Origin of the sequence: Natronobacterium gregoryi SP2 (assembly GCF_000230715.2) — an archaeon.
In the GTDB taxonomy this organism is placed as follows: Archaea; Halobacteriota; Halobacteria; order Halobacteriales; family Natrialbaceae; genus Natronobacterium; species Natronobacterium gregoryi.
In genome coordinates, this window is the sequence record NC_019792.1 from 2,285,270 (window position 1) to 2,311,515 (window position 26,246).

Annotated in this window: 27 protein-coding genes; 14 read left to right on the top strand and 13 right to left on the bottom strand. The window is 63.7% G+C overall.

Annotation, left to right across the window (positions count from 1 at the left end; genetic code table 11):
• The first annotated feature begins 3 nt into the window (after nt 1-3).
• The 3 genes from NATGR_RS11435 to NATGR_RS11445 are packed head-to-tail and all read left to right on the top strand — an operon-like array spanning nt 4 to nt 2,375.
• Nucleotides 4-645 carry a hypothetical protein gene (locus NATGR_RS11435; protein ID WP_005579449.1) on the top strand — a complete coding sequence of 214 codons (642 nt, stop codon included), beginning with the start codon at nt 4-6 and terminating at the stop codon, nt 643-645.
• Nucleotides 642-1,967, top strand: coding sequence for a hypothetical protein (locus NATGR_RS11440; RefSeq protein WP_005579450.1), 1,326 nt, complete (start codon nt 642-644; stop codon nt 1,965-1,967). Before NATGR_RS11435 ends, NATGR_RS11440 begins: the two co-directional genes overlap by 4 nt.
• Nucleotides 1,968-2,018: 51 nt before the next feature.
• Nucleotides 2,019-2,375, top strand: a complete 357-nt coding sequence (locus NATGR_RS11445) for a hypothetical protein (RefSeq protein WP_005579451.1) — start codon at nt 2,019-2,021, stop codon at nt 2,373-2,375.
• 21 nt (nt 2,376-2,396) lie between these two features.
• Here NATGR_RS11445 and NATGR_RS11450 read toward each other — a convergent pair whose 3' ends face one another.
• Together NATGR_RS11450 and hisH are read right to left on the bottom strand one after the other, a co-directional pair.
• Nucleotides 2,397-3,218: a hypothetical protein gene (locus NATGR_RS11450; RefSeq protein ID WP_005579452.1), complete on the bottom strand. Its 822-nt coding sequence runs from the start codon at nt 3,216-3,218 to the stop codon at nt 2,397-2,399.
• A 41-nt stretch (nt 3,219-3,259) separates the two neighbouring features.
• Nucleotides 3,260-3,922, bottom strand: a complete 663-nt coding sequence (gene hisH, locus NATGR_RS11455) for an imidazole glycerol phosphate synthase subunit HisH (RefSeq protein WP_005579453.1) — start codon at nt 3,920-3,922, stop codon at nt 3,260-3,262.
• Nucleotides 3,923-4,027: 105 nt separating this feature from the next.
• Here hisH and NATGR_RS11460 point away from each other — a divergent pair, with 105 nt between their 5' ends.
• Complete coding sequence (locus NATGR_RS11460; RefSeq protein ID WP_005579454.1) at nt 4,028-4,864, top strand: glycerophosphodiester phosphodiesterase; 837 nt, start codon at nt 4,028-4,030, stop codon at nt 4,862-4,864.
• Here the strand turns inward: NATGR_RS11460 and NATGR_RS11465 are convergent, their stop codons facing one another.
• The 7 genes from NATGR_RS11465 to NATGR_RS11495 all read right to left on the bottom strand — a co-directional run bounded on the left by NATGR_RS11465 (nt 4,865) and on the right by NATGR_RS11495 (nt 12,523).
• The gene (locus NATGR_RS11465) at nt 4,865-5,467 is read right to left on the bottom strand and encodes a hypothetical protein (RefSeq protein WP_005579456.1); all 603 of its coding nucleotides are present in this window, start codon (nt 5,465-5,467) and stop codon (nt 4,865-4,867) included.
• Between the two features lie 135 nt (nt 5,468-5,602).
• Complete coding sequence (locus tag NATGR_RS11470; protein ID WP_005579458.1) at nt 5,603-7,138, bottom strand: FAD-dependent oxidoreductase; 1,536 nt, start codon at nt 7,136-7,138, stop codon at nt 5,603-5,605.
• 224 nt (nt 7,139-7,362) lie between these two features.
• Nucleotides 7,363-8,568 carry a tubulin/FtsZ family protein gene (locus tag NATGR_RS11475; protein ID WP_005579460.1) on the bottom strand — a complete coding sequence of 402 codons (1,206 nt, stop codon included), beginning with the start codon at nt 8,566-8,568 and terminating at the stop codon, nt 7,363-7,365.
• A 35-nt stretch (nt 8,569-8,603) separates the two neighbouring features.
• Complete coding sequence (locus NATGR_RS11480) at nt 8,604-9,776, bottom strand: tubulin/FtsZ family protein (RefSeq protein WP_015233604.1); 1,173 nt, start codon at nt 9,774-9,776, stop codon at nt 8,604-8,606.
• Nucleotides 9,777-9,916: 140 nt separating this feature from the next.
• Nucleotides 9,917-10,804: a TIGR01548 family HAD-type hydrolase gene (locus tag NATGR_RS11485; RefSeq protein WP_005579464.1), complete on the bottom strand. Its 888-nt coding sequence runs from the start codon at nt 10,802-10,804 to the stop codon at nt 9,917-9,919.
• Nucleotides 10,805-10,876: 72 nt separating this feature from the next.
• On the bottom strand, nt 10,877-11,827 hold the full coding sequence (locus NATGR_RS11490; RefSeq protein ID WP_005579466.1) for a hypothetical protein: 951 nt from the start codon (nt 11,825-11,827) through the stop codon (nt 10,877-10,879).
• A gap of 294 nt (nt 11,828-12,121) precedes the next feature.
• Complete coding sequence (locus NATGR_RS11495) at nt 12,122-12,523, bottom strand: UPF0146 family protein (protein ID WP_015233606.1); 402 nt, start codon at nt 12,521-12,523, stop codon at nt 12,122-12,124.
• A gap of 39 nt (nt 12,524-12,562) precedes the next feature.
• Here NATGR_RS11495 and NATGR_RS11500 point away from each other — a divergent pair, with 39 nt between their 5' ends.
• The 3 genes from NATGR_RS11500 (at nt 12,563) to NATGR_RS11510 (ending at nt 14,855) form a co-directional block, all read left to right on the top strand.
• On the top strand, nt 12,563-13,084 hold the full coding sequence (locus NATGR_RS11500; RefSeq protein WP_005579468.1) for an archaemetzincin family Zn-dependent metalloprotease: 522 nt from the start codon (nt 12,563-12,565) through the stop codon (nt 13,082-13,084).
• A gap of 219 nt (nt 13,085-13,303) precedes the next feature.
• Nucleotides 13,304-14,143 carry a hypothetical protein gene (locus NATGR_RS11505; protein ID WP_005579469.1) on the top strand — a complete coding sequence of 280 codons (840 nt, stop codon included), beginning with the start codon at nt 13,304-13,306 and terminating at the stop codon, nt 14,141-14,143.
• Between the two features lie 58 nt (nt 14,144-14,201).
• Nucleotides 14,202-14,855 (top strand): class I SAM-dependent methyltransferase, encoded by a 654-nt coding sequence (locus tag NATGR_RS11510; RefSeq protein WP_005579470.1) that lies wholly within the window; start codon nt 14,202-14,204, stop codon nt 14,853-14,855.
• A 34-nt stretch (nt 14,856-14,889) separates the two neighbouring features.
• Here NATGR_RS11510 and NATGR_RS11515 read toward each other — a convergent pair whose 3' ends face one another.
• The 3 genes from NATGR_RS11515 to NATGR_RS11525 all read right to left on the bottom strand — a co-directional run bounded on the left by NATGR_RS11515 (nt 14,890) and on the right by NATGR_RS11525 (nt 17,708).
• Complete coding sequence (locus NATGR_RS11515; protein WP_231990827.1) at nt 14,890-15,330, bottom strand: hypothetical protein; 441 nt, start codon at nt 15,328-15,330, stop codon at nt 14,890-14,892.
• A 236-nt stretch (nt 15,331-15,566) separates the two neighbouring features.
• Entirely contained in the window at nt 15,567-17,381 is a 1,815-nt protein-coding gene (locus NATGR_RS11520; protein ID WP_005579473.1) for a ribosome biogenesis/translation initiation ATPase RLI, read from the bottom strand.
• Between the two features lie 3 nt (nt 17,382-17,384).
• Nucleotides 17,385-17,708, bottom strand: coding sequence for an EMC6-like membrane protein (locus tag NATGR_RS11525; protein ID WP_005579475.1), 324 nt, complete (start codon nt 17,706-17,708; stop codon nt 17,385-17,387).
• Nucleotides 17,709-17,922: 214 nt separating this feature from the next.
• Between NATGR_RS11525 and NATGR_RS11530 the strand changes: the two genes are divergently transcribed.
• The 3 genes from NATGR_RS11530 to NATGR_RS11540 all read left to right on the top strand — a co-directional run bounded on the left by NATGR_RS11530 (nt 17,923) and on the right by NATGR_RS11540 (nt 20,519).
• Nucleotides 17,923-19,533, top strand: coding sequence for a long-chain-fatty-acid--CoA ligase (locus NATGR_RS11530; RefSeq protein WP_015233608.1), 1,611 nt, complete (start codon nt 17,923-17,925; stop codon nt 19,531-19,533).
• A gap of 180 nt (nt 19,534-19,713) precedes the next feature.
• Nucleotides 19,714-20,007 carry a MarR family transcriptional regulator gene (locus NATGR_RS11535; protein ID WP_005579480.1) on the top strand — a complete coding sequence of 98 codons (294 nt, stop codon included), beginning with the start codon at nt 19,714-19,716 and terminating at the stop codon, nt 20,005-20,007.
• A 95-nt stretch (nt 20,008-20,102) separates the two neighbouring features.
• Entirely contained in the window at nt 20,103-20,519 is a 417-nt protein-coding gene (locus NATGR_RS11540; RefSeq protein ID WP_005579481.1) for a hypothetical protein, read from the top strand.
• A 109-nt stretch (nt 20,520-20,628) separates the two neighbouring features.
• On the opposite strand, the gene NATGR_RS11545 is transcribed toward NATGR_RS11540, so the two are convergent.
• Entirely contained in the window at nt 20,629-22,599 is a 1,971-nt protein-coding gene (locus NATGR_RS11545) for an aconitate hydratase (RefSeq protein WP_005579483.1), read from the bottom strand.
• A 206-nt stretch (nt 22,600-22,805) separates the two neighbouring features.
• Between NATGR_RS11545 and NATGR_RS11550 the strand changes: the two genes are divergently transcribed.
• The 4 genes from NATGR_RS11550 (at nt 22,806) to NATGR_RS11565 (ending at nt 26,196) form a co-directional block, all read left to right on the top strand.
• Nucleotides 22,806-23,318, top strand: a complete 513-nt coding sequence (locus NATGR_RS11550) for a deoxyuridine 5'-triphosphate nucleotidohydrolase (protein ID WP_269459366.1) — start codon at nt 22,806-22,808, stop codon at nt 23,316-23,318.
• Between the two features lie 88 nt (nt 23,319-23,406).
• Nucleotides 23,407-24,180 (top strand): hypothetical protein, encoded by a 774-nt coding sequence (locus NATGR_RS11555; RefSeq protein ID WP_005579486.1) that lies wholly within the window; start codon nt 23,407-23,409, stop codon nt 24,178-24,180.
• 66 nt (nt 24,181-24,246) lie between these two features.
• Nucleotides 24,247-25,587: a hypothetical protein gene (locus NATGR_RS11560; RefSeq protein WP_005579487.1), complete on the top strand. Its 1,341-nt coding sequence runs from the start codon at nt 24,247-24,249 to the stop codon at nt 25,585-25,587.
• A 54-nt stretch (nt 25,588-25,641) separates the two neighbouring features.
• On the top strand, nt 25,642-26,196 hold the full coding sequence (locus NATGR_RS11565; RefSeq protein ID WP_005579488.1) for a hypothetical protein: 555 nt from the start codon (nt 25,642-25,644) through the stop codon (nt 26,194-26,196).
• The last annotated feature ends 50 nt before the right edge of the window (nt 26,197-26,246 follow it).

The following is a 26,246-nucleotide window of genomic DNA, read 5'->3' on the forward strand; positions in this document are numbered from 1 at the left end:
GCTATGCCCCAGTCCCCGTGTACGCGCCGCGGAGCCCTCCAGCTCGGCGTCGGTGCGTTCGCACTCCTCGGCGGCTGTATTGGGACCGACCCGTCCGAAGACGACCCGGAGCCCGACGACGAGATCGACGTGATCGACGGCGTCGACGCCGACACGTTCCGGTTCGACGCCGACGATCGCGAGGTCGTCGTCGAGCGGGAAGACGACGACATCGGTTCGCGCAGTTCGCGGCTGCCCTACGTCGTCGAGGCGGAGGACGTCGACGCCCTCGAGTTGCAGTACGAGCCAGTCGACGACGGAGAGGACGAGCCGGCCGACCCACTGGCCGCGCTCCGGGAGATCGACTACGCGGAGGCGAGCGCGGTCGTGGTCCAGGAGCGCGTCTCGGCCTGCCGCCGGCAGGCGTTCCAGTACGCCGAACGTCGCGATCCGAGTGACGACGAGAGCGGCGTTCACGTCCAGTTCTGTACGACGAAACGCGAGCCCGATGTCGCGTGCTCGGTCGACGACCAGCAGGTCCAGGTCACCGTCCTCGAGCTCCCGATCGCCTACGAGCGACGCCCGAGCGGGCACGGACGGGGGAGAAGTAGCAGCTGCGGGCTACCGCCCACGATCGCCGAAGCCGTCGCGGGTGATCGCGAATGACGTGTGATCGCTCCCGGCGGCGGTTCCTCGAGAGCACTCTCGCTCTTGGGACGGTTACCCTCGCAGGCTGTGCATTGCTCGAGTCGGACGACCATCCGCCGATCGACGCCACGGCGGCGGAACTGACGGCGATCGCGGAAATAGAACGGCCGTCCCGCCTCGAGGAACTGCCGGTCGAGGTCGGCGACGAACGAGTCGAGGAGGGGATCGAGCGCGTCGAAACGCTGCTCGAGCCCATCCCGGACGCCGCCGAACTCGCCGACGAGATTCCCAACGAGGCAGTCCGGGAGTACGTCGACGAGACCCGAGAACGCGCTCGAGACGGACTCGAGGGGATCGAGGAGGAGCCGACGAACTACGCACGGCTGTCGTCGCTCTCCCCGCCACGAAGACGGGCCGCGGAGTCCGAAGGCGCGTACGCCGCTGCGACCGACGACCGAACGCCGGACGAGGTCGAGGAATGGCTGGCGGACCTCGAGGAAGAGTTGGTGACGACCGAGTCGGCGCTGACCCGAGTCGGGATCGACGACGAGTCCCAGCACGCGGTCGTCGTCTACGGTGCCGTCGAGCGCGAACTCGAGACGGCAGGCAGGTTCGTAGACAACGCCCATCGGCCGATGCCCGGAAAGTCGACCGTCGAGGCTGTCGCCGAACTCGCGAGCCGGTACGAGCGGGCAGCGGCGTCGCTCGAGGAGGCACAGTACCTCGTCGATCGACAGGACGACGCCGGCGATCGACCGCTCGACGACGAGTTCGAGACGGCGGCGGCGGACCTGCTCGCCGACCTCGAGGACGACGTCGAGGAGCTTCCGTCGTTCGAGAGCCACGATCTTGCCGAAGAACTGTTCGACGCGCAGGTCGAGGGGACGCCTCGAGCGTGGGTGGGCGACACTGCGATCCGGCGGACGTACGCGAGTTACGACGACGTTCCGGCCCACCTCGAGAACGAGCGGTTCGCCCGCGCACTTCACGAACTGCACGCGGCCGAGACGGGTCGACGGGCGATCGACCGACTGCGATCGCTCGTCGACGACGGGGGCCTCGAGCGACCCGACGACGCGGACGACGTCCAGGACGCAAAGCGGGACGCGATAGACGCGATCGAGACGACGCGCGAGGAGACAGCGCACCCGTATCTCGTCGGTCAAAGCCTCGACACGGCGATGTCGGCCGTCGGAGGAGGGGATCGACGACTCGAGCGCGACGCCGATCGATCCTCGGATCGCGCTGCGGTGAACGCGACAGGCGAGTACGCCTACGCGGCGGCGTGGGCACGAGCGCTACCGGCTGCGACGGAGTGGCTCGTCGACGCCTTGCCGTGACCCAGGTCCGACAACCAAACCGATTTTACAGTTCGGTGCACAGTTCCGGACGTGCCCGAGGCCACACCCGTCGAGCGCTGGCAAGCCGCCCTCGAGGAGGCAGGCGAGCTAACGCCCGACATCGTCGAACAGATCTCGCGCGTCCACGGCGACCGCGGGGTCCGGGCGATCGAGGCGGTCAGCGAGAACCGGGTGAAGGCCTACCGCGACTTCACGATCGTCGTCGGCCACGAGGACGAGTACATCGTCGAGAACGGCGGCTGTACCTGCAAGGACAGCGAGTACAATTTAGATGCCGACGATCCGACCGACCTCTGCTGGCACGCGATCGCGGTCGCCGTCGCCCGCCGCATCGGTCACGTCGACTACCACGACATGTGGTACTCCGACGTCCGGGAATTCATCTAGCTCCCGGGAGCCGATACGCTTCTACGCGGGTACTTCGGACTTCTCGCGGAGTCGGTCGATCGTCTCTCGAGCCGTGTCGGCGTCGTCCGGAGACGTCCCGTAAACGATCTCGTCCGCGTGCTCCTCGAGCTTTCGCGTGATCTCGGCGAGACGCTCCGGTTCGATCTCGGCCGCAGAGAGCTGGATCGAGAGGTCGACCCCGAGGCCCTCGAGTTCGGCGACGAAACCGCGAGCGAGCGACTCCACCCAGTAGGTCGTCTCGTAGCCGGGGCTACACAGCGGGACGAGAAAGCCGTCGACGTGGGCGGCCAGCGCCCGCACGTCGATTCCGGCGCGTTCCTGGAGGTGGCCCGGGTACGGATCGGGGTACAGCGTCGCGGTCAGTTCGCCGTCGACGCGCGTCGCGGTGTCGGCGACGAACTCGGTGATGACTGCAGAACGCCACGCCGTACGGTCGTCGTACCCGCTGTCCTCGAACTGGCGGTCGCATCGATCGCAGTAACAGAACGATTCCCCGGGAAACCCGAGCGTCGTGAGTCGGACGTCGCCCTCGAGTTCTTCGAGTCGCTCGAGCAGGTCGGTACGGTAGTCCGGATCGGTCGGACAGACCGTCCCCCACTGGTGGCCCTCGGAATCGGGCGTCGCGCGAGTGCCGTCGGCCGAGACGGCTGCTCGCTCTGGGTCGGCCTCGACCGTTGCGGTGTCACCCCAGCAGGCGACGGAGGCGACCGCCCCCTCGAGCGGTTCGTTCGTAGTGCCGTCGACAGATTCGACAAAATAGTAGGTGCGATCGCCGCTGCCCGCTCGAGCGAGGCCGGGGTCGTCAGTGAGAATTGCGTACATACGAACGAGAGTATCGTCTGTTGACTTAAAGCTCAGGGCCGCTACTCGTCGGCGCAGATTCCCACGAAGTTTCGAAGAATCTGCAACCCGGTTTCGCCGCTCTTCTCGGGGTGGAACTGCGTCCCGAAGACGTTGCCTTCCTCGTTGGCGACGATCGAGGGGAACTCGCGCTCGTAGTCGGTCGTCGCGACCGTCGCGTCTTCGTCGTCGGGGACGGCGTAGTAGGAGTGGACGAAGTAGGCGTACCGGCCATCTACTCCGTCGACGAGCGGGTGGTCGCGCTCGACCTCGAGTTCGTTCCAGCCCATGTGCGGAACTTTCTGTCCCTCGGCGAAACGGACGTTGGTGCCAGAGAGTAAGTCGAGTCCCTGGACAGCGGACTCGCCGTCGGTGTCGCCTTCCTCGCTGGTCGTCAGTAGCATCTGCATACCGAGACAGATGCCGAAGAGCGGCGTGCCACTGTCGGCGACCGCGAGCAGGTCCTCGCGGAGCGGATCGGCGTTCTCGACGCCTTCGCGGAACGCGCCGACCCCCGGCAGGACGACTCCGTCGGCGTCCTCGAAGGCCGCAGGAGCGTCGGTGATCTCGACGTCGGCACCCGCACGCTCGAGGCCGCGGGTGACGCTGCGCAGGTTGCCGAGTCCGTAGTCGACGACGACGATGGAGGCCAGCGACTGCGTCTGGTCGGACGAGACGGTGCTCATACCCGTAGTCGGGGAAGCGTGCTCAAGTGTGTTGTCTTTCGTGCAATCCGCTGCGTTCGTCGGACAGAGCGCAGTCTCCATTAGCCTCGCCCGCGTCGATCCGGTATGTCCGAGCCAGACGTCATCGCTCACCGTGGCTACGCCGGCGTCGCCCCGGAAAACACCGTCCGCGCGGTCCGAGAGGCCACGGCCCGCGACGAGACGGCGATGGTCGAAATCGACGTCCAGCCAGCCGCCTGCGGAACGCCCGTCGTGATCCACGACGAGTGTCTCGAGGGCAGCCGTGACCGCGACGGCCGACCGCTCACCGACGCCGAGGGGATCGTCTGGGAGACGCCACTCGAGGTACTCCAGTCGGCTCGCGTCCTCGGAACCGCTGAAACCGTACCGACGCTCGCTGACGTGCTCGAGGCGGTGCCAGAGACTGCCGGGGTCAACGTCGAGTTGAAGAACCCGGGTGCTGCCGACCGTCGCTTCGGTGAGTCGCTCGGTGACGACGAACGCGACGCTCGCCGCGCCATCTGGCAGCCGTTCGTCGAGCGAGTGATCGACGTCTGTGCGGGATTCGACGGTGAACTCCTGTTCTCGTCGTTCTATGAGGGGGCACTCGCTGCCGTCCGGGATGTCGCGCCCCGCTATTGTGCCGCCGCCCTCGTCTGGGACGACCTCGAGGCCGGTCTCGAGATTGCACGTCGGCACGACTGCGAGGCAGTCCACCCGCCGAGAAACGCGATCGCTGGAACGCCGCTCGCAGAGACCGAGTACGCAGGGATCGGGGTTGGAGAGCCCGAAATCGACGTGCTCGAGGCGGCCCACGCCGAAGGACGGACGGTCAACGTCTGGACGGTCGAGCGATGGACGCAGTACGCCGACCTCGCGGCGGTCGGCGTCGACGGAGTTATAATGGAGTATCCCGGACTGAGAGCGCGTTTCAGAGACTGATCACGGTATCTGCGAGGAGAGTGCGAACCAGCAGGCACCGACCTGGACGACCGTCGCGACGGCGACGCCGACTCCTTCGGTGAGCCAGGGGTGGTCGAACAAGAGGAAGACTGCGATGGGTCCGATACCGAGTGCGACTGCATACGGGATCACACGAGCGAAGTCCACAGGCTCGAGACCGATTCGCTCGAGCCCGTCGTAAAACGCTAGCCAGCCTGCACTGAGCGTCGCACCGAAGACGAACAGGGCGTCGAAGAGTGCCACGTTCGTCGCTAGCAGCGCGACCGCGACCCGAAGCGGCGCGAACGCGAACGGGAGAAAGAAAATCGCGAGCCACGCGAACGTCCATCCGGCGGACGGATCGACACCCAGTCGCTCGTAGCCGTCCTCGGAGAGTACGCCAGCGGCGACGACGGCGACGACGAGGATGCCGATCCAGAGCGGCTCTGACGAGACCGACACGTTGTGGGTCGTCGCCTCGAGGATGCGGATGGTGACGACGCTGACGACGAAACATAGCCACACGAGCCCGACGACCGCGGCGAGCGACCGAGAGAATTCGGCGACGGCGTTCCCGACGCTCGATCGGAGTGGCTCTGGCATCAATCACAACTGCAGTATAGACGTAAATAGGCGTTCTGCTCTTCCCGAGAAATTGAGATTCCGTGGTGACGGGTACAACGGCCGAAGCGGTCTTTACAGCCGGTGTGGGATGGGGAATGAACGTGACGGGGACAGTCACTTTATCCGACGCGTCGGCAGGTCGTCTGTCGCTGGTCCCTCGAGGACATCGCCGTCGGGCGAGAACCGCGAGCCGTGACAGGGACAGTCCCAGCTCCGTTCGGCGTCGTTCCACTCGACGAGACAGGCCATGTGAGTACAGACGGCCGAGGTGACGTGTAGCTTGCCGTCGGCAGCTCGACTGCAAGCGATCGGCCGCGTCCCTTTCCGGAGGACGGTTCCCTCGCCGGGCTCGAGCGACGTCAGGCCGGGCGTCAGCAGTGTCCGTGCCCAGTCGGTCGCAAACTGGCTAGCTGCGTCGGCGTTCTCCGTAACGGCCGAGGCGAACGAGCTTTTCGGCGTGAACCGCAGCGGATCGAAGAGTGTTCGTGCCGGCGGCTGCTCGCCCGCGAGCAGTCCTGCGAGCAGTCGTCCGGCCGCGACGCCGTTCGTCATTCCCCATCCCCGAAACCCGGTCGCGACGTAGGTGTTCTCGGCTCCTGGGCCGACGCGTCCAACGAACGGAACCTTGTCCGCTGGGACGTAGTCCTGGGTCGACCACCGGTAGGCAACCGATTCGACCGGAAACCGTTCGCGCGCCCAGCGGAGCAGTCGCCGATAGCGGTCCGTGGTCGATCCACCCTGGCCAGTCTTGTGATTCTCGCCGCCGACCAGCAGAAGGTCGCCGTCGTCGTCGCGGTGAGTCCGGACCGAACGGTAGCTGTCGCCGCTGCGGTAGTACATCCCCTCCGGTGGCTGTCCCTCGAGTCGCAGCCCGAGAACGTAGGAGCGTTTCGGATGCAACCGGGCGAAGTACCCCGCTCGGTCGAGGATCGGGAACCCGGTTGCGAGAACGATCTGCTCGGCGGTGACCTCTCCCCCGGGCATCTCGAGGCGACAGGGTGACCCGGGCTCGACATCAGTTACCCGGGTGTGCTCGTAGACAGCTGCGCCGTCGTCGTCGCGCAGTTCGTCGGCGATTCCGAGCAGGTACCGCCGGGGATGGAACCACGCCTGGTCGTCGAACCTGACCGCAGCCTGGGCGCGCTCGAACGGCGGCACGGACGTGACGTAGCTCGCGTCGATTCCCGCGGCCTGGGCGGCGTCGGTCTCGCGTTCGACCTCGTCGGGAGTGTCGCTGTAGAGATACGAGGGGACCCGTTCGAAGCTACAATCGATCTCCAGCTCGTCGATCCGGTCTTCGACGACGTCGATTGCTTCCTCCTGGGCGGTCGCGTACTGGCTCGCCGCGCGTCGGCCGAACTCCGCACGGAGATGAGCGTAGAGCAGGCCGTGCTGGCTGGTCAGTTTAGCCGTCGTCTTGCCGGTCACACCCGCCGCGATTCGGTCACGCTCGAGGACAGCCACCGTCAGGTCTCGTTCGCGGAGTTCGATCGCCGTCGACAGCCCGGCGATGCCGGCCCCGATTACGGCGACGTCGACGGACTCGGTTCCCTCGAGCGTCCTGACGGAGCGGTCGTCGTCTCCCGTCGTCGCAAGCCAGGGCGAGATCGGTTCACCTGGGAGGTCGTCGGCACTGGAAAACGTCGCCATTGACTCGAGGGATGCCTACACCGAACGCGGGCAAAAAACGATGGGACAGCGGCTGTCGACTGTCAGCGCCGTCCGGCGAAGTCGCTGGCAGACCACGGTCGTGTGGGCCGAGTCGACCCGGCGGCCGTCGGTTGATACGGATTGTTGTAACCAGTCACCGCCGAGCGAAGACCTCGTTCTGGCGATCGGCTGTAATTGACGACAGGAAACTGTCTGCCACGGTCCTAGACGAACTCGAACTCGCTTTCGGCGGGATCGACCTCGTCCTCGTCGTCGAACTCGTCTGTGACGCTCACCGCTCGTTGCTGCATCTCGTCGATGCGAGACACCGCCGTCACGTTCGAGAGCAACACGGTCGCCGTCATCGACGACGCTTTCGGTCGTGGCTCGTCACCGGCCATCACCTCTACGGTGTCGGTCGCGTTCTCGAGCCAGTGACGGGCGCTCTCGAATCCTTTCCGGGAGACCGCCGACGGTGGCCCGGAGAGGACGACCAGCGTCCGTTCGGTGCTGTCGACCGCACAGGGAAGCGAGAGGCGGCCGCCGACGGCGTCTTTGACCAGTCGTTTGACCTTCACGGCGTCGGTCGGCTCCGGCCCTTCGTCGTCACCGACGAACGGGACGAAAGCGACGAGCCGCGAGAGCAGGCCACTGGATCGATCGATCTCCTGGGTCGCCTGGCCGATCGACGAGACGCCGCCAGTTTTGAGCGTGCGCGCGAGGTCGCTCGCGTCGGCCCGGTTCTCTGCGATCGTCATCGACTCGATCTCGCCCGCCCCCAGCAACAACAGGACGTGTGACGCGATCGTCCGGTTGAGTTCGTCGTAGGCTCGCTTGCTCTCGCCGTCCGTCTCGCCGTCCTCGTCGTACTCGAGTTCCGTACCGGCTTTGTCGATCTGCGATCCCCACTCCTCGTTGTCGAAGAGGACCACGTTGTCCGCGATCTCGACGAACGACGGGAGTGCCCGTGCTGCGTTGAGCGCAGCCCGATCGGACTCGTCCGCTTCCGGCAACACGCCGAGCGCGTAGACCGGCTTCTCCGAAATCGTCTGCAGTTCCTCGAGCAAGACGGCTCCGGAACCACCACCGGTGCCACCGCCAAGGCCGCCGATCACAAGCGTTCCGTCGACTTCCGTAAAATCCAGCGTATCGAACGCCCGGCTGATCTCGTGGACGTCCTCACGAGCGATTTCGACGCCGAGGTCCGGGTTACCGCCGGTGCCGTTCTCGTCGATCCGCGGGCTGACATCGCCAAACAGCGCCCGGTGGTCTTCCGGCACGTGTTCGACCCCCTCGAAGACCTCCTGGGTCGTATCGAACACGAGCATGTTGCCGTTACAAAAGTTGCGGCCCGTCTGCACCTCGCGCTCGATGATTCGGTCGACGATACGCACACCGGCACTGCCGACTCCGACGAGAGCGAGTTTCATTGGTAGGGTCCTCCTTGCATGACGTGATCAGCGGCTCAAATCACCGGATCGATTTCGTTGTCGTCGTCCGTGATCAGGTCGTTGATGTCGTCCTCGCGCTCGTCCTCGAGTTTCTGGATCTTGTTCTGGGCGTCGACGGCCTGGTCTTGAATCTCGTCGACGCGGGGCGTCTCCGTCACGTTCGAGAGCAAGACGACCGCAGCGAGCTCGTCGGAGTTTGGACGTGGGTCGTCGCCAGCCAGCACTTCGACTGTATCTGCTTCCTGCTCGAGCCACTGGCGTGCGCTCTCGACGCCTTTCCGTGCGATCGCTTCCGACGGTCCAGAGAGGATGACGAGTGCCCGATCTGCACTGGAGACGTCACAGGGAAGCGTGAGTCGAGAGTTGACGGCCCGACGGACCAGTCCCTTGATCTTCGCGGCATCGGTCGCCTCGCTGGGATCGGTCGTCTCGTTTTTGAACCGGTCGAGCAGTCCTTCCGCTTCCCGGTCGATCGGCGTCGAGGCGTACCCGATCGAGGAGATACCGCTCGTATCGAGTGTTCGCATGACGTCGCTCGAGTCCATCGCGTTTTCTGCGACTTCCGTCTCGTCTATTTCGCCGGCCGCGAGCAGCGTCACGATACGGATCGCGAGTTCGCGGTTCATGTCCTCGTAGCCTTCCTCGATCGTCTGACCGCGGGACCGCCAGGCGTCGTTGTCGAATGCGATCAGGTTGTCGACTTTCTGGACGAACGACTGCAGCGACCGTGCGGCGTTCAGTGCCGGCCGGCCACCCTCGTACTTGCCGGGGAGAATGCCGAGGCCGTAAACCGGCTCGTCGTACATCTTCTGAAGCTCGTCGATCACGACAGGGCCCGCACCGCTGCCGGTGCCACCACCGAGTCCTGCTGCGACCAGGATCGCGTCCACCTCGTGAATCTCTATGTCGTCGAACGTCCGTCGAATCTCGTCGATGTCGTGTTTGGCGACTTCCGCGCCGACGGCCACGTCTCCACCCACACCGTGTCCTTTCGCCTTCTGGTGGGTATCACCGATCAGGACCCGTCTGTCCTCGGGGACGTAGTCGGGCTTTGCCAGGTCCGTCCGAGCAGAGTTGATTACCATGACGTGTCGACAGAGATTTCGACCGGTTTCCTCCTCGAACTCGAGCATCCGGTCTATTATTTTACTTCCCGCGTTTCCGACACCGATTGTCGCGAGCTTCATACAGCCCCCATTCTATTCCAAGGGTAATTCGCTTTCGTTTATATTCAAATAATTGATGGTACGTGTGTAAGACACTTGCACGTCGGAAAACCCCTCGAACACTCACCTACCGAAACTAGTGTCGGAATACAGATAAATAATCAGTTCCCGAGTCGCAACGGGAGCTCGTTGACCGACTCGAGAACTGCCGTGGCTCCTTCGCGGTCGTACTTCCGACGGCCATCCGCGCCCGTGAGACCACCGGTCAGGACGCCGATGCCGTGGTACTCCCGCTCTGGGTCCGCCTCGGCTGCGTTCGTCGCGGTTCGGACGTCGTCGAGCGTGTCACCGACGAATACGACCGTCTCGGCGTCGAACCGGTCCGCGAGCGTCGTCAACGCGTGGGGGTGGGGCTTTCCTTCCTCCCAGTCGTCCATCGTGAACCGGTGTTCGAGAGGGATCGTCTCGTCGAGTCCGACGCGCTCGAGTGCGATTTCAGCCTCGGTCTTCGGCCGACCAGTCAGTATCCCGACATTATATTCCTCGACCAGCGCGTCGCGAGTTGCCGGTTCGAGCAACACCGGTTCGTCGTGAATAAATCCCGCATCCTCGAGGTTCTCGTCTGGCTCTCCCCCTTCGAGGCCGCGGTAGAGTTCGGGACCAAGATACAGTTGCTGGAAGACATCGTGCAGTCGCTCGCAGTTCCAGCGGTCGGCGACGCGCTGAAACGCGCGAGCACCGATCGAGTCACGAACGACAGTTTCGGCGGCCTCGAGGCCGCCACCCTCGGCGGCGATCCGGTCGGTGAACTCGCCGATCGAGTCGTCGTATCCCTCGCTCGTCGCGAGCACGTACAGTGCGGCCGCGTACGTCAGTTCCCAATCGTTGTTGAACCCGCCAGCGTCCTTGAACGCCTGGACGTCTGCCTTGCGGATCGTCCGGTCGTAGACGTACTCGACGGACTCGAGAATCGCTCGCCGGTAGGAGTCGGCGACATCGACGAGCACTCCGTCGACATCTAGCACGACGGCGTCGGCACGAGTACACATACCCGACCCAACGGCCCGATGAAAATAAAGGGCGATGGATCGATCCGGTCCGAACCGGCTGAGAGACGTGAGTCAGGCCGACCCGTCGAACAGTCGCTCGTGAGCGGGCCACAGCGACCCCGTTTCGACGGCTGCATCGACGACGACCGTCGTTCCGGAGCGGTAGATATTCGACGACGCCAGGGCGTTCTCGCCCGTTGTTGCCTCCTCGACGAGCGTCTCGAGAGACTCCGTCGAGAACCGGGCTGGCTCGACGACGAGGCCGTAGCGCAGTCGTGCCTGTGTCGACCCAGCACGGAGTCCAACGCCGATCGCACGTGCCGCCCCGAGGGTGGCCGCGAGCGCGTCGGACCCGTCCGGCAGTCGATCGACGAGGAGTTGGCGAGTCTCGGAACCGAGGTCGGCGTAGGCGACGGCGTGGCCGTCGAGCAACGACGGCAGCGACCCGTAGCTCGCAGTCGCCTGTGGCCGCCGTCGTCGTTTCTCGAGCGTCGTCTCGAGGTGTCGCCGGGCACGGGCCCGAGTCCTGCCGTACCCGATACGCAGCGACGACGGTCCAACTGCGACAGCGTAGGGATCGTTCGAGGCGACGAACCGTGCCACGCCGTCCCCCAGGCGTCGGCCATCCCGTGCGACGAACTCGAGTTCGTGACCGCGAAGTTCCGACTCGACTGACTGCTCGTCGAACGAGCCGACGGCGACGGCACAGCCACCGTCGACGGCGTCGCCCTCGAGAGCCGTACTCGCAGTCACCGACTCGAAATTCTCGATCGAGATCGCATCCGACTGGACGCCTGCGTCCGCCATCATCGAATCGAACGGGACAGGCAGGTCGATCGTCTCCAACACTGACGGATCGACCGTCGCCACTGCCGTCGTCGGAGCGTCAGAGACTGCGCTGGCGTCGTACTGTCCGTTCGGTGGGGCCGCCTGTGAAGTGGTCGCCGTCGCGGCGGTGCTCGAGAAGAGTCCTCCACCGACGAGAGCCAGCGCGTTTCGCGTGAGTAGCCGACGTGAAAGCATCGTCGAGAAATCGTGACGGCTCGCATATAAACCGCCGGTTACAGTTTCTCGACGTGAGTATCTGCGTGCGACGACGATCACGAGACGGGAATCGTCGCGCCGTCCTCGATGGACTGGCCGGCAGCCGACTCATACGGACTGCTGTCCCGCTGTCCCGGCGCGACCGAAGGCGGGCTCGCGGTCGCGCCGGCACTGACGGACAGCAAACCGTCTCATACGGTTTCCCGTAGTCACTCATCGCCGATCGCCAGAACGGGGTCGGCAATCGGCGGCAACTAGCTCCAGCAATCACTCTCACACTCTCTCTCGAGCCACGTACACTGTTCCCGTCTCGACGGTCAGTCGCTCGACCGGGACCACGGGTTGGTCGCCACCCAGCGTCGTAAACAGCAGGGCGGCGTCGGCCTCACGGGCGACCTCGAGCGCAGGACGGTGGAGTTCCGGCGGCAGGTTCCGTGCGTAGACGGCCTCGGCGGCGGCGTAGACCGCCAGGTCCGGATCGACCACGTCGTCGGTGACGAAGTCGACTCCATCGGGGACTGCTCGGTCGTAAACGTCTGTCGCAGTCACGTCGACCCCCGACTCGGCGAGTTCAGCCGCCAGATCGGTCCGGCGGCCGATCCCGACCTCGACGACCCGCTCGTAGCTGCGAAGGTACTCGGCCATCGACTCGATATCACGACGAGAGTGGGACACGGCGGGACGTTTATGAACTCCCCGATCATAGCAGTTGCCATGCTCGTCGACATCGTGCCGGTCGGCAACGTGTCCGCGACGGTCAAGCGGGCGGCCTCGGCTGCGTTGCGGTCGGTCTACGACTGCGAAGTCTCGGTCAACGACTCGCAGTCGGTTCCAAGCGGTGCCTACGATTCGAGCCGAAACCAGTACTCCGCGGAGACGTTCATCCAACTCGCCGAACGCGCCGGCCGCGGCGACAAGAACATCGCGATCACGCCCCACGATCTCTTCTATCGCCGGCGCAACTACGTCTTCGGGCTCGCCTACCTCGACGGCAGCGGTAGCGTCGTCTCGACCTACCGGCTCCAGACCTCGAGCGACGGCGGTTTTTCGAACAAGAGTGCAAGCGACATCTTCGAAGAGCGCGTCCGCAAGGAAATCGTCCACGAGATCGGCCACACCTACGGCCTCGAGCACTGTGAGAACAACCGCTGTGTGATGAACTTCTCGCCGACGGTACGGGAGGTCGACATCAAAGAGGAGAACCTCTGTGGGAGCTGTCAGCGGCTGGTGAAGTAACGGACCTCGGCAAGACGGTTTTTGTATTCAGCGTGGGAAACTTCAGTAGCGGGCGTGAGTGTACCATGGCGTGCGGAGCGGTCGATGCGCACGAGTGAACGAATTTGCGCGGTCGGGACGGTCAACGATGAAGTCACCCGACCGAAAAGAGAAGCCTGCGACGGATGTAACGAGTCAGAATAGGAAAATACTTGTTTTCTAATATTTTGTGTAGGTATAATGAAGTCGCGGCTTCTCCTGGGAGTCTCGCTGCTGGTCGCGTTCCTGCTGGTTGGCGGAATGTTCTCTCCTGCCGTCTTCGGCGACCCGTACGAGCCCCGGTCGGAATCCCCGTCGTACTACATTGCTCACGAGTCGGCGACGGATATCGAAGGCGACCCGATCGTCGTAGAGAATCAGCCTATCGAAGCCGATCCGACACCGCTAGAAGCGTTCGACGACGAGCAACAGCGCCTCTTCGAGGCCATCTACGAGGAGCAACGCGATGGGGTACATAGTTCTCCTGCCGACGGTGAGTACGAGTCGTATCTGGATCTCGACTCAGACCGAGAAGCGTACACGAGAACGGTGTGTGAGGACTGGACGCTCACTTGTGATGCCTACGAGAGTGCGCCAACGTTCCCAGCGGATGGGTCCTACAGATATGGTTCGAAGAGCCACTTCGAACTCACGTTCGTCGAATACGAAAACGAGACGTATGAGGTCGTAGAACGTCATCAGTCTGGCTCTCTATTTCAGAACGTCGTCGAGGTGCTGCTTCGATTCGGGCTGTTTGGCCCGCTCGCGCTCGCGATCAGCGGAGTGGCAGTAGTGGCAAGAGAGACACGTCCAAAAACAGTAGTTGCACTGACTGGGTATGGAATCGGTCTGGGCGGACTTGGCGTTGCAACACCCTACCTCTCCATGTTCACTGGTACGGATGTACTGGCATATGCGACCGAGTTGGTACTGGTGACGTGGACCGTGATTTCCGCCACCGTACTGTCTCTCTGGTGGTCTGACTCCCCTCCAGCGGATTCCGACTCGAGCACGTCTGGGACGGATTCGGGTCCAAAATAGACAGGAGCACAGAAGAGGTCAACAAACACTTTCTTTCTGGGGTACGGTGGATCAGACGATGTCGACAACTGGTCCCTTCGAGACACTCACCGACGAGTACGATAGCTGGTTCAGCGAGAACGACGGTGCCTACCGCGCCGAACGAGCCACGCTCGAGCGTGCCCTCCCCGACGCGGTCGACGACGACCGGGCGCTCGAGGTCGGCGTCGGTACAGGGCGTTTCGGGGGCCCGCTGGGAATTTCCCTGGGCGTCGACGCAGCGCGCGCACCGCTCGAGCGGGCCGGCGACCGCGGCGTCGCGCCCGTCCGCGGCGTCGCCGAATCCCTCCCGGTCGCCGACGACGCGCTCGACCTCGCCCTCTTCGTCACCGTCCTCTCGTTCGTCGACGACCTCGAGGCGACGCTGTCGGAGGCCCGGCGCGTCCTCGATTCCGACGGCACGCTCGTCGTCGCCGTGCTGGATCGCTCGAGTCCGGTCGGACAGGTCTATCAGGAGCACAAAGACGAGAGCCCGTTCTACGCCGATGCCGAATTCCTGACCGCCGGGGAAGCACGGGAGGCGCTCGAGACGGCAGGGTTCGAGGTCGAGACGCGTCTCCAGACGATCTTCGACGATCCTGCGGAGATTCCGGCCGAAGGCGAACCGGACGTCCGCGAGGGTCACGGCGACGGGCTGTTCGCGGTGTTTCGAGCATCCGTCGGCGGCGAATAGGAAAAGTGACGGTCGAGAGTCGAGACACTCCCCGTTACTCGTCTTCACCACCGCTGTCGACCCACACCATGAGCGTCCAGCCGTCGTATTCGACGTAGTGAGTTGCGTCTCGCGAGGTCGCCCCGTCGTTTGGATGTCGGTCGTTGGGTCCGCTTTCGGAACTAACTTGCCGTGCAGCCTCGAGGGTATCCTGACCGTCGCCGCTTGCCTGGCCCGTGTGATCCGATTGGGCGGTCCACCCGATCGGATCGGTGTCGTCGATGCGTTCGACTGCTTCGAACAGACTCGGGTAGAGTCCACGACCTGCGATGCGGTCGTCGTCGGCGTCGAGAACGGTGTAGTCACTGGAGATGTCGTCTTCGTCGATTACCTCAGCATGGAGGAAAAGCCATCCACCATCACCGTTTCCGGCGTCTTCCTCTGGTTCGTCGGCAGCGCTGTCGTCAGGGCCAACACATCCTGCAGTGAGAAGCATGGCTGTACACACGGCCCGTCGAGTCACGTGCATCTTGAAACGATAGTCGTCACGACCGATAGTAGTGATCGTCTCGTGAACACGGCTCACTCGAGTCACTGGTCATCGAAGGACCACGCCTGCTGGGTGACACAGCAACGAGTTACGTTCGAGGAGTGGTGAAACCGAGAACGGGAATAGACGGTCAAGCAGACTCGCGAGAAACCGATACATTGTCTCGATCGACAGGCGAGAGACTACGGTGCGTAGTAGTACTCGCCTTCGGACTTCTGTTCCTTGTCGAGTTGCGAGTCCGGCTTGTTGATCCGCGGCCGCGAGGTGCGGTTGTCCCGGCGGAAGGTGACCTCGAGGTTCGCGAGGAACTCGTTCATGCCGTCGCGCATGGACTGTGGCGGGCTGGCGTGGCCGGCGACGGCGGGTTCGCCGTCGAAGACAAGCAGTCGGTCCGCGAGCAGGTCGATCGTGTAGATGTCGTGGTCGATGACCATGACAGTCGCGTCCTGCTGTTCGGCGTAGCGACGGATCGCGCTGGTCGCCTGGACGCGCTGTTCGACGTCTAAGTGTGCCGAGGGTTCGTCGAGCAGGTAGAGGTCGGCGTCGTCCGAGAGACAGGCTGCGATCGCCACGCGCTGGCGTTCACCACCGGAGAGATCCGAGAGGTTCTGTTCCATGATTCGCTCGAGTTGGAGTGGTTGAGCGATCTCTGTGTTCCAGTACGAGGAGCCAAACTGGTCGGTGATCGAGGAGAGGAAGGCGTCGACCCGCATGTGCTGGTCGATCGTGACGTATTGGGGTTTGTACGAGATGTCGAGGTCCAGGTCGGCGTCGCCCTCGTCGGGCGCTAAGTTCCCGGTCAGGAGGTTCGCGAAAGTGGACTTCCCGATTCCGTTGGGGCCGACGACGCCGAGCACTTCGTTCTCGTGGATCTGACCACCTTCGACCGCGAGCGTGAACTCGCCGTCGCCGTAGCTTTTGGTAAGATCTGGGTACTCGACGAGCACGTCGCCGTGTGTCTCGGTCCGTGGGGCGTGTTCTTCGAACTCGATTGGATTCTGGCGGATTCGCATGTTCTCGTTGTCGAGATAGCCTGCGAGATACTCGTTGATGCCGTTTCGCACCGATTTCGGCGAGGTGACGACACCGTAGGCACCGGGTTCACCGTAGGCGACGTGGAGCGTGTCGGCGACGAGATCGAGGATCGCGAGGTCGTGTTCGACGACCAGCATCGACTTGTCCTCCTCTTCGGCGAGTTCGCGGATCAGTCGCGCCGCCGTCACGCGCTGACCGATGTCGAGGTAGGGCGTGATCTCGTCGAGGAAATAAAAGTCCGTGTCCCGAACCAGCGTCGCCGCGATTGCGACCCGCTGGAGTTCGCCACCGGAGAGATCCGCGATGGACTGCTCCATGACCGGCCCCAGCGAGAGTCGCTCGACGATCGTCTCGAGGGCCCCGCGTTCGTCGACCCCCTCGAGCAGTTCGCGGGTGTTGCCGTCGAACTGCTCGGGGATTTGGTCGACGTACTGCGGTTTCCGGGCGACGGTCACGTTGCCGTCTCGGACGTCCGCGAGGTAGTCTTGCAGTTCCGTCCCGCGGTAGGCCTCTAAGACGTCGTCCCAGTCGGGCTGGTCGTCGTGGCGACCGAGGTTGGGCTCGAGTTCGCCCGCGAGGATTCGGATGGCGGTCGTCTTCCCGATCCCGTTCGGCCCGAGAATTCCGGTGACTCGGCCTTCCTGTGGTGCGGGCAGGCCGTACAGTGAGAAGGCGTTTTCGCCGTAGCGGTGGGCTGGATCGTCCTGAATCTCCTGTGGCAGGTTGATGATTTCGATAGCGTCGAACGGACACTTCCCGACGCAGATCCCACAGCTCTCGCCGAGACAGATCTCTTCGGAGATGTGGACTTGTTCTGGCTGGCCTTCGTCGGTTTCCTCGCCGCGGAGCGTGATACACTCCTTGCCGCTTCGATTTGGCGGGCAGTAGTTCTTGCACTCGTAGTTACACCGGTCGGGCTGGCACCGATCGAGGTCTACGACGGCGATGCTGTCGTCAGCCATGGTTTACGCGTGAAGCTCCGCGGTCAGCAGTATTCCCCACACCACGAACCAGAACGAGAACGTCATGAACGTGATGAACAGGTAGTGTTTCCCCCCGAACTCGTCCTCACCGTAGATCCCCGTGGAGTTGAGCAGGGGGAACTGGACGAGGATCGCCCCGAGGACGAGCGCCAGCGCCCGCGTATCGGTCGCTGCCTCGGCCGGCGCGAGGTCGCCCGTCAGGGCCGCCGAAGCCAGTGCCGCGCCGACGCCGAACAGTGCGGACAGTGCCGTCACTCCGATCGAACGGACGTGTTCGCGTCGGTCGCTGATCGATTCGGTCGACATGGGACGAACTCTGTGGCGGGTGGTGAAAAGGGGTTCGGGTTCGGACGCGGACGGTCCGGGCACGGCCGGAGGTCCAGGTCACACGCCTCTGCCGTCAGCGGCCGTATCGAGACGATTACAGCGGTAGCGAGGCGAAATCCACCCCTTCAGGGGGGATGAAGCCGACTTGCAGCAATCGGAATATATATCATCGTCGTTCGGGAACAATTAACGCATGGAAACGCCACTCATTGTCACGGACTTCCTGGAGCAGGCACGAACGCACTACGCCGACGAGGAGGCGGTCGTCGCGACGGACGGCCAGCGGTTCACCTACGACGAACTCGGCGAGCGAGCGGACCGGTTCTCGGCAGCCCTCCAGGAACGCGGCATCGAGAAAGGCGACCGCGTCGCCGTGCTCGATCCCAACACCCACTACCACCTCGAGGCGGCCTACGGGTCGATGCAACTCGGGGCGATCTTCACGCCGGTGAACTATCGACTGACGCCGAACGACTACGAGTACATCCTGTCGGACGCCGGCGTCGACGCGATCTACGCCGACTACGAGTACGTCGAGAAGATCGAGGCGATCCGCGACGACGTTCCGACCGAGACGTTCGTCACGAACGACGCCGACGCGGTTTCCGGCGAGTGGGAGGAGTTCGACGACGTCCTCGAGGAGGCCGGAACGGAGTTCGAGCGGCCGGAACTGGCCGAAGACGAGATCATCACGATCAACTACACCTCGGGCACGACCGGCGATCCGAAAGGCGTCTGTCGAACCCACCGGACCGAGACGCTTCACGCCTATCTGATGTCGATCTACCACGAGATCACGAGCGACGACACCTACCTGTGGACGCTGCCGATGTTCCACGTCAACGGCTGGGGCCACATCTACGCGGTGACCGGGATGGGCGCGACGCACGTCTGTACGCGCGGCGTCGACGCCGACACGGTCGTCTCCGCAATCCGCGAGGAGGACGTCTCGTTTCTCTGTGCAGCGCCGACGGTGCTCAATCAGTTGATCGACTACTACGAGAACGAGGACGAACCCGAGATGAGCGGGTCGAAGCAGGTTCGGGTGACGACTGCCGGCAGTGCGCCACCGGAAGCGACGATTCGGGCCGTCGAGGATCGGTTTGGCTGGTACCTGAAACACCTCTATGGCGCGACCGAGACCGGTCCGCTCGTTACGATCTCCGACGCCAAACGCCTCATCGACGACGAGAACCGCTTCGAGATCAAGAAACGCCAGGGAATAGGCGTCCTTGGGACCGACGTCCGTGTCGTCGACGAAGACGGCAACGACGTTCCACGGGACGATCAGACGCTGGGCGAAGTCGTCGTCCGCGGCAATCAGGTGATGGACCGGTACTGGAACAAGCCCGAAGAGACCGAAGCCGCGTTCAACGATCGACTCGAGGGCTACTACCACACCGGCGACCTCGCGACGGTCGAGGAGAACCGGCTGATCGCTCTTCGCGACCGGAAAAAAGATATCATCATCTCCGGTGGGGAAAACATCTCGAGTATCGAACTCGAGGACGTGCTGTTCGATCACGACGCGGTTGCGGACGCCGCGGTGATTCCAGCCCCGAGCGAGGAGTGGGGCGAGACGCCGAAAGCGTTCGTCGTGCCCTCGAACGGTGACCCCAGTGATCCACCGGTATCGGCGGTCGAACTGACCGAGTACACTCGGGATCGGCTCGCGAGCTACAAGGTCGTTCGTCGCGTCGAGTTCGTCGAGGACCTTCCCAAGACGGCGACCGGCAAGATCCAGAAGTACGAACTGCGCCAACAAGAGTGGGACGGAGAAGAACGGATGATCGGCCAGGGGTGACGAATCTGTCATGTCGTTCGTCCACTCGCTCACGAGTCCTGACTCACCGGTCAAATAGCGTGTTTTCGCAGTTTTAGTACCTCTATATCCAGTTTCCTCCCTATTAATGAGGGAACATATGACGGAAAGTCACCCAGTAAGGCTCAAGTTTTATACTGCTGGATGTTTTCGATTCGTAACATGGCAGAGACCGACGGGGAGGAAATCGAGGACTTGCCACCGAGCGCCAAACTCGTCTTCAAGGTACTCGAGTACGACGGTCCATTGACGCAGAAACAGATCGTTCAGGAGTCGATGCTCTCGGCTCGAACGGTCCGGTACGCGCTCGAGCGTCTCGAAGAGATCGGACGAGTCGACGAAGACATCTACTTTGCAGACGCCAGACAGAGTCTCTACCGGCTCGAAGAGCCGGTCGCTGCGGATGGAAGCGGCGTCGACGAATCTCCAAAGAAAGACGCCTGCTGTGTGGAGTAGCCACGGTTCGACGGCTGTTTGCGTTTTCGACGAGGACTTTTGATCGAGTGTCGAACAACGATAGGATTATTTTGACGCGGTAACGGTTTCCGGACATGGACATCGACAAGGATCGGTTGCCGCGATGGGGATGGTTACTGATCGGGCTGCTGGGGGCCTCGATAACGGCACAGTTGATCAACGCGCTCGTGTTCGCCCCAGCCGGCCTCGCGGAAGAGTACTGGGTCGTCACCGTCATCACGGCGATGGCACCGGTGTTGATCTACCTGGGTGTCTGGTACGAAGACGACCGACAGCACTACTGGGAGTATCCACGCGAACGGATCGTCGGTGATCTCGCGTTCGTTCTCCTGGGGGCCGCCGTCGGGTCGGCGCTGGCTATCGTGGCTCTCGTCGACTTCGGCATTCCACGGCTCCTCCGGGAGATCGTCGCGATGGGCGTCGGGTTCCTGTTCTCGTGGCTGCTGTTCGGGTGGCGAAATCAGGACCTGTACGACGTTGGTCCTGAGTAGCGACGGCGACCGATACTACCGACGACAGTTTCATCTCACAGTCAACTTTCGAACGTAGACGTTCAGCCGATTGCTTTCGACTCCAAAAAACGACGGAAACGAGAGCCGATCAGTCGTCGGCCGGCGCTGCGCCGCCGTCCTCGGCCTGTTCTTTCGTCCAGGCGAGCTTGCCACCGGCGGCGAGGATGTCGCGTTCGCGTTCGGAGGCGTCGAGGGTGGCGGTGTACTCGTCTTCACCGTTGACGCGGACGGTGAACTCTTCTTGCCCGCTCGTGACGGCGTCGTAGACGTCGTCGACGATCTCGACCTCGTCGCCCTGGTCGATGTTCTCGTAGGTGTCCTCGTCGATCGTCAGCGGGACGATACCGAAGTTGAAGAGGTTCGCACGGTGAATGCGTGCGAAACTCTGTGCGAGGACGCCCTCGATACCGAGGTACATCGGACAGAGCGCGGCGTGTTCACGCGAAGAGCCCTGACCGTAGTTCTCGCCAGCAACGAGGAAGCCGCCGTCAGCCTCGAGCGCGCGGTCGGCGAAGGTTTCGTCGACCCGAGAGAGGGTGAACTCGGAGAGCTTGGGGACGTTCGACCGATACATCAGGATGTCCTGCGTTGCAGGGATGATGTGGTCGGTCGTGATGTTGTCCTCCATCTTCAGCAGCGCCTCGCCCTCGACCTCGCTACTGAGTTGGTCGCGGATCGGGACGTCGCCGATGTTCGGCCCCTTGATGAGGTCGTCGTCGACGGCCTCGTCGGGCTCGATGAGGTCCGTCTTCGACGCGTCGTACTCGTCAGGGAGTTCGACGCCGGGTGCCTCGAGGTCGTCGAGATCCTCGGCGAGGTTGCGCGGGTCGACGATCTCGCCTTCGATCGCCGCGGCGGCGGCGACCTCTGGCGAACAGAGATAGACGTTGTCGTCTTCGATACCCGAGCGCCCCTCGAAGTTGCGGTTGAAGGTCCGCAGCGAGACTGAATCGCTCGCTGGGACGTGGCCGATGCCGATACAGGCACCACACGTCGCCTCGGAGAAGTTGACGCCAGCGGCCATCATCTCAGCGACCCAGCCCTCGCGGGCGAGCATCTCGGAGGCCTGCTTGGAACCGGGCGCGACGATGGTCTCGGTCTCCATCGACACTTCGCGACCCTCGAGCATCTTGGCGACTGGGAGGATGTCCTCGTAGCCACCGTTCGTACAGGAGCCGACGATGACCTGCTCGACGGATTCGCCCTCGACTTCCTCGACGGGGACGACGTTGTCCGGCATCGACGGCTGGGCGATCAGCGGCTCGAGATCCGAGAGGTCGACGACGATCTCGTCGTCGTACTCGGCGTCGTCGTCAGGCTGGAGCTCGACGTGCTCGTCGCCGCGGCCGACGCGCTCTAAGTAGTCCTCGGTCTGGTGGTCCGTCGGGAAGATCGACGTCGTCGCGCCGAGTTCCGTCCCCATGTTGGTGATCGTCATCCGCTCGGGGGCAGTCAGCGTCTCGACGCCCGGGCCGGTGTACTCGAGAATCTTGCCGACGCCGCCTTTCACGGAGAGGCGACGGAGCAGTTCGAGGATGACGTCTTTCGCCGTTGCCCACTCGGGGAGTTCACCCTCGAGGCGGACGTTGACGATTTCGGGCATCTCGATGTAGTAGGGAGCGCCACCCATGGCGACGGTGACGTCGATCCCGCCGGCACCGATCGCGAGTTCGCCGAGGCCGCCGGGGGTTGGCGTGTGGGAGTCAGAGCCCAGCAGCGTCTTGCCGGGGGCCGCGAAGTTCTCGCGGTGAACGTTGTGACAGATACCGTTGCCGGGGCGAGAGAAGTAAGCGCCGTATTTGCCGGCCGCAGAACGCAGGAAACGGTGGTCGTCCGTGTTCTTAAAGTCGAACTGGTAGGTCTGGTGGTCGCAGTACTGTGCTGCAATCTCGGTCTGGACTTCGTCCAGCCCCATTGCTTCGAACTGGAGCCAGACCATCGTCCCGGTCGTGTCCTGGGTGAGAACCTGATCGATCTCGATCCCGATTTCCTCGCCGGTCTCGAGTTCGCCCTCGACGAGGTGGTCGTCGAGAATCTTTTCGGTGAGAGTCTGTCCCATAGCATACGAATCTCGGCTTCCCGCCCTGATAAATCCAGCGTGTTTCCATGACAGTTATTACGTCGATCTCAGACGGAGAAACGGTCTCTCTTCCGATCTAATCGCCCGATAGCAGCCTGATGGCTGTCGGCGTTGACCCATCATGCAAGCGGTATTAAAACGACGGGCGCGGCGCGGGCGCTCGTGATCGATCTCGAGCGAAACGAATTTCTCGACGCCGCCGCGAGAACACCATCATGTTCCGATCCGGTGCGTTCGTCGCCGAGCACGTCTCGCCGACGAGCGACGAGCAAGTCCAGCCAAACGGCGTCGACCTCACTCTTGACGTCGTCTTCGAACAGCTCGAGCCCGGTCGCATCGGCTGCGACGGCAAACAGATCGGCGACCGCGCCGCCCGGTCGATCGAGGAACGCGAGCAGAAGTCGCCCGACACCTACTACCTGCCCAGCGGAGCCTACGTCGCCCGATACAACGAGCGGATCGAGATTCCGGAGGGACATATCGGGTTCGTCTACCCGCGTTCGTCGCTGATGCGTAACTCCTGTATGCTCAACACGGCCGTCTGGGACGCCGGCTACGAAGGTCGCGGCGAGGGGCTGTTGCAGGTCCACCACGACGTCGAGATCGAACGCGACGCCCGGATCGCCCAGCTCGTGTTCGCCGAGGCCGACCACGAGGACGTCTACGATGGCAGTTACCAGGGCGAGAACCTCGAGTAACCGTTCGGTCTCCCTGCGCCGGCTTGTCTCGTTTCTCCGTCATAACACAACCAAAAAACACTTATCAATATTACTGATGGTTCGGCGTATGGAACCCCGACCGCTTGCCGCCCTCGCCTTCCTGGTCGTTCTCGCGCTCTTTGCGAGCGTCCCCTTTGCGGGATCGCTGACGCCAGCCTACGAATCTGAGGAGTTCGTCGGCGTCGCAGCCGACGGCATCGATTACACTGGTGAGATCGACGACGACGAACCGAGAGCACTCGAGGAGCTGTCCCCGACTGCACGCGAACTCGTCCACGAGGCAGAATCGAGGCCGGTCGAGGAACCGGCCGGAATGCAAGGCGAGTGGCACGTAAACAGGGTCGGCGTCTGTCGGGACGAAGTACTGTTCTGTGACGGCGTCGAGGAGTGGCCTGCCGACTTCGACTCCCAACACGCGAACGGTTTGGAACCGCTCCACTCCAAGGCGACCGCGTACTATCACCTCCTCGAAGACGGCGACGAGCAACTCGTCGTCCAGACGCGGTCCCAACAGGGCGGCTTCCTCGAACCGTACGCCGCCGGAATCTTATCCAAGACCATTTCGTTCGTCCCGTACGGAATCTTCCTGCTCGGGGCGACGATCGCGAGTCGTCGATCGCAGCCAACCGCAGTGGCAGGCGCCACCGGAATCGGTGCGATACTGGTGCTCTGGGGACTGGCGTTCCCCTATCTCCAGCAGTACCCCGGGATTCCGCCCGACACGCAGACGCTCGGGATCGTGACCGCGAGCTGGCTGTCGATCGCCGGTATCGGAACGATTCTCGTCGGTCGCTGGCTCCGTCGGCGCTCCCGGACGAAATCCGACGGGACCCTCGAGTGACACCCCCGCAGGCGCGTCGTTTCGGAACCCCAACCTTTTATTCTGCAGTGGCCGTTCTCGGCTCCTATGAGCCGCCCTCCACGACCCTCCCGCCGCCGATTCCTCGCCGCGGCCGGCGCCGGCAGCCTGGCTGCCCTGGCCGGCTGTACGACGGCCTACAGCACGCTGCCGAACCGACTCGCCTACGCTCGAACCCGACGGCGCAGTATCCCGACCGTTCCCGCTCCCGTTTACGCGACCGACGAGTTGCTACACGATCTCGTCGACGAGGCCGGTGAGTACGCCGCCGACGCGCTCGAGGTATGGGACGAGATCGACGATCACGATCGCTTTCTCAGGTACGGCCGACCGCGGCTGGAACACGCCGCCGAGTACGCCGAGGACCGGCCCTGGGAGGCGCCGACGACCGACGCCGTTCGGACGGCTCGAGGCCACCAGTGGCAGGCCGCTAGCGGCTACGCGTACACGATGGCGCGACTCGGCGAGTTCGACCGTGATCCGACCGCCGACGCCGAGCCGTTTCTCGAGCGGGCCAACGATCGGCACGCGGAGTTCGAGTACGTGACCACCGATCCTGCGACGTTTCTCGCGTACGGCCGATACGTCGAACACGATCTCTCCCAGGCGCGGGCGCTCCTGTCACGTCGGGTGGACGCCGATGTTGACGACCAGAACGACGACACCAGCCGCGTCGAACGCATCGGAAGCCTGTACGGAGGAGTCCAACAGAATCGGGCTCGAATCGACACCGCGGAGACCTACCACGACGTGCTCCGGGAACGCGACCCCGTCTCCGACGGCACTCGCTTCGACGAGACGATGGCCGACGCTCGAACCGTCTTCCACGACCGCATCGAGGACCTGCTCGAGGACCGCGAGGAGTGGTTCGATCGTATCGGCGGGTTCGAGGACGACGACGTCGGAGAGTCCGAAACCGGCCGTCGTGACGTTCACAGCGCGCTGTACTCCCGATCCGACTACGGCGACTCGCTGGTCGGGGACGCCGACCGACGCGTCGACCGTGGGTACGCCGTCTACGGCACCGTCGAACTCGCCAAAGGATGGCTCTTTCTGGCCGCCGCCCGCGCCGAACGCGAGCGGATCGTCAGTGAAGACGTCGACGTACTCGACAGCGGTGCGATCGACGCCGCCAAACGCGACGCGGTCGAGCGACTCGAGGCTGTCCTCGCCGACGATCCTGATCTACTCACGCTGTTTTTCGCCGAGGAAGCGCAGTCGTGGATCGAATCCGGCGACCGCGACATCGAACGTTCCGGACTCGACGACGAGGAGGAAGACTGGCGTTGGAGCCAGGCCAACGGCTACGCCCGCTACCTGCTCGCAAGAGGAGTCCTCGAGCGGATCGACGAGGCCGTCGCGGTGGCCACCGGGGACGCCCGCGAGTAGCCCCGTTTTTCCCGTTCCGGTCCGAACGACCGGCATGACCGGTGATCGGGACCAATGATGGCGACCACGCACGTCTTCGTCGCGCTCGCTGCGGTCACTCCCGTAGCGGTAGCCGTACCGGAGTTCAGCCTGCCGCTGGCCGTCGGTGCTATCATCGGTGGACTTGCACCCGACCTCGATATGGTCCTCGAGCACCGACGAACCCTCCACTTCCCCGTTCTCGGACTCGCAATTGCCGTGCCCGCGGTGGTGTTCGCCGTCGCCGTCCCCTCGAGTCTCACCGCCGCCGCCGGGGCCTTCACCGTCGCCGCCTGGCTCCACGCCGCCAGCGACGCCCTCGGTGGTAGCCCGGAGATGGACCCGTGGAGCGGTTCGACCGATCGTGCGGTGTACGACCACGTCCGCGGGCGCTGGATTCAGCCCCGGCGTTGGATTCGCTACGACGGGTCGCCCGAAGACGCCGCGCTCGCAGCCGTGCTGGCGATACCCGCGCTCGTGGTCTTCGACGGCTGGATAGCGGTACTCGTCTTCGGTGCCGTCGTCCTCTCGCTCGGCTACGCACTCGTTCGCCGGCGACTCGTCGGGTGGCTCCCCGAGTGGCTCGAGTAACGAAAGCGGAGACTGTTACCTGCCAGATCCGTGATCTTATCTCTTCGCCA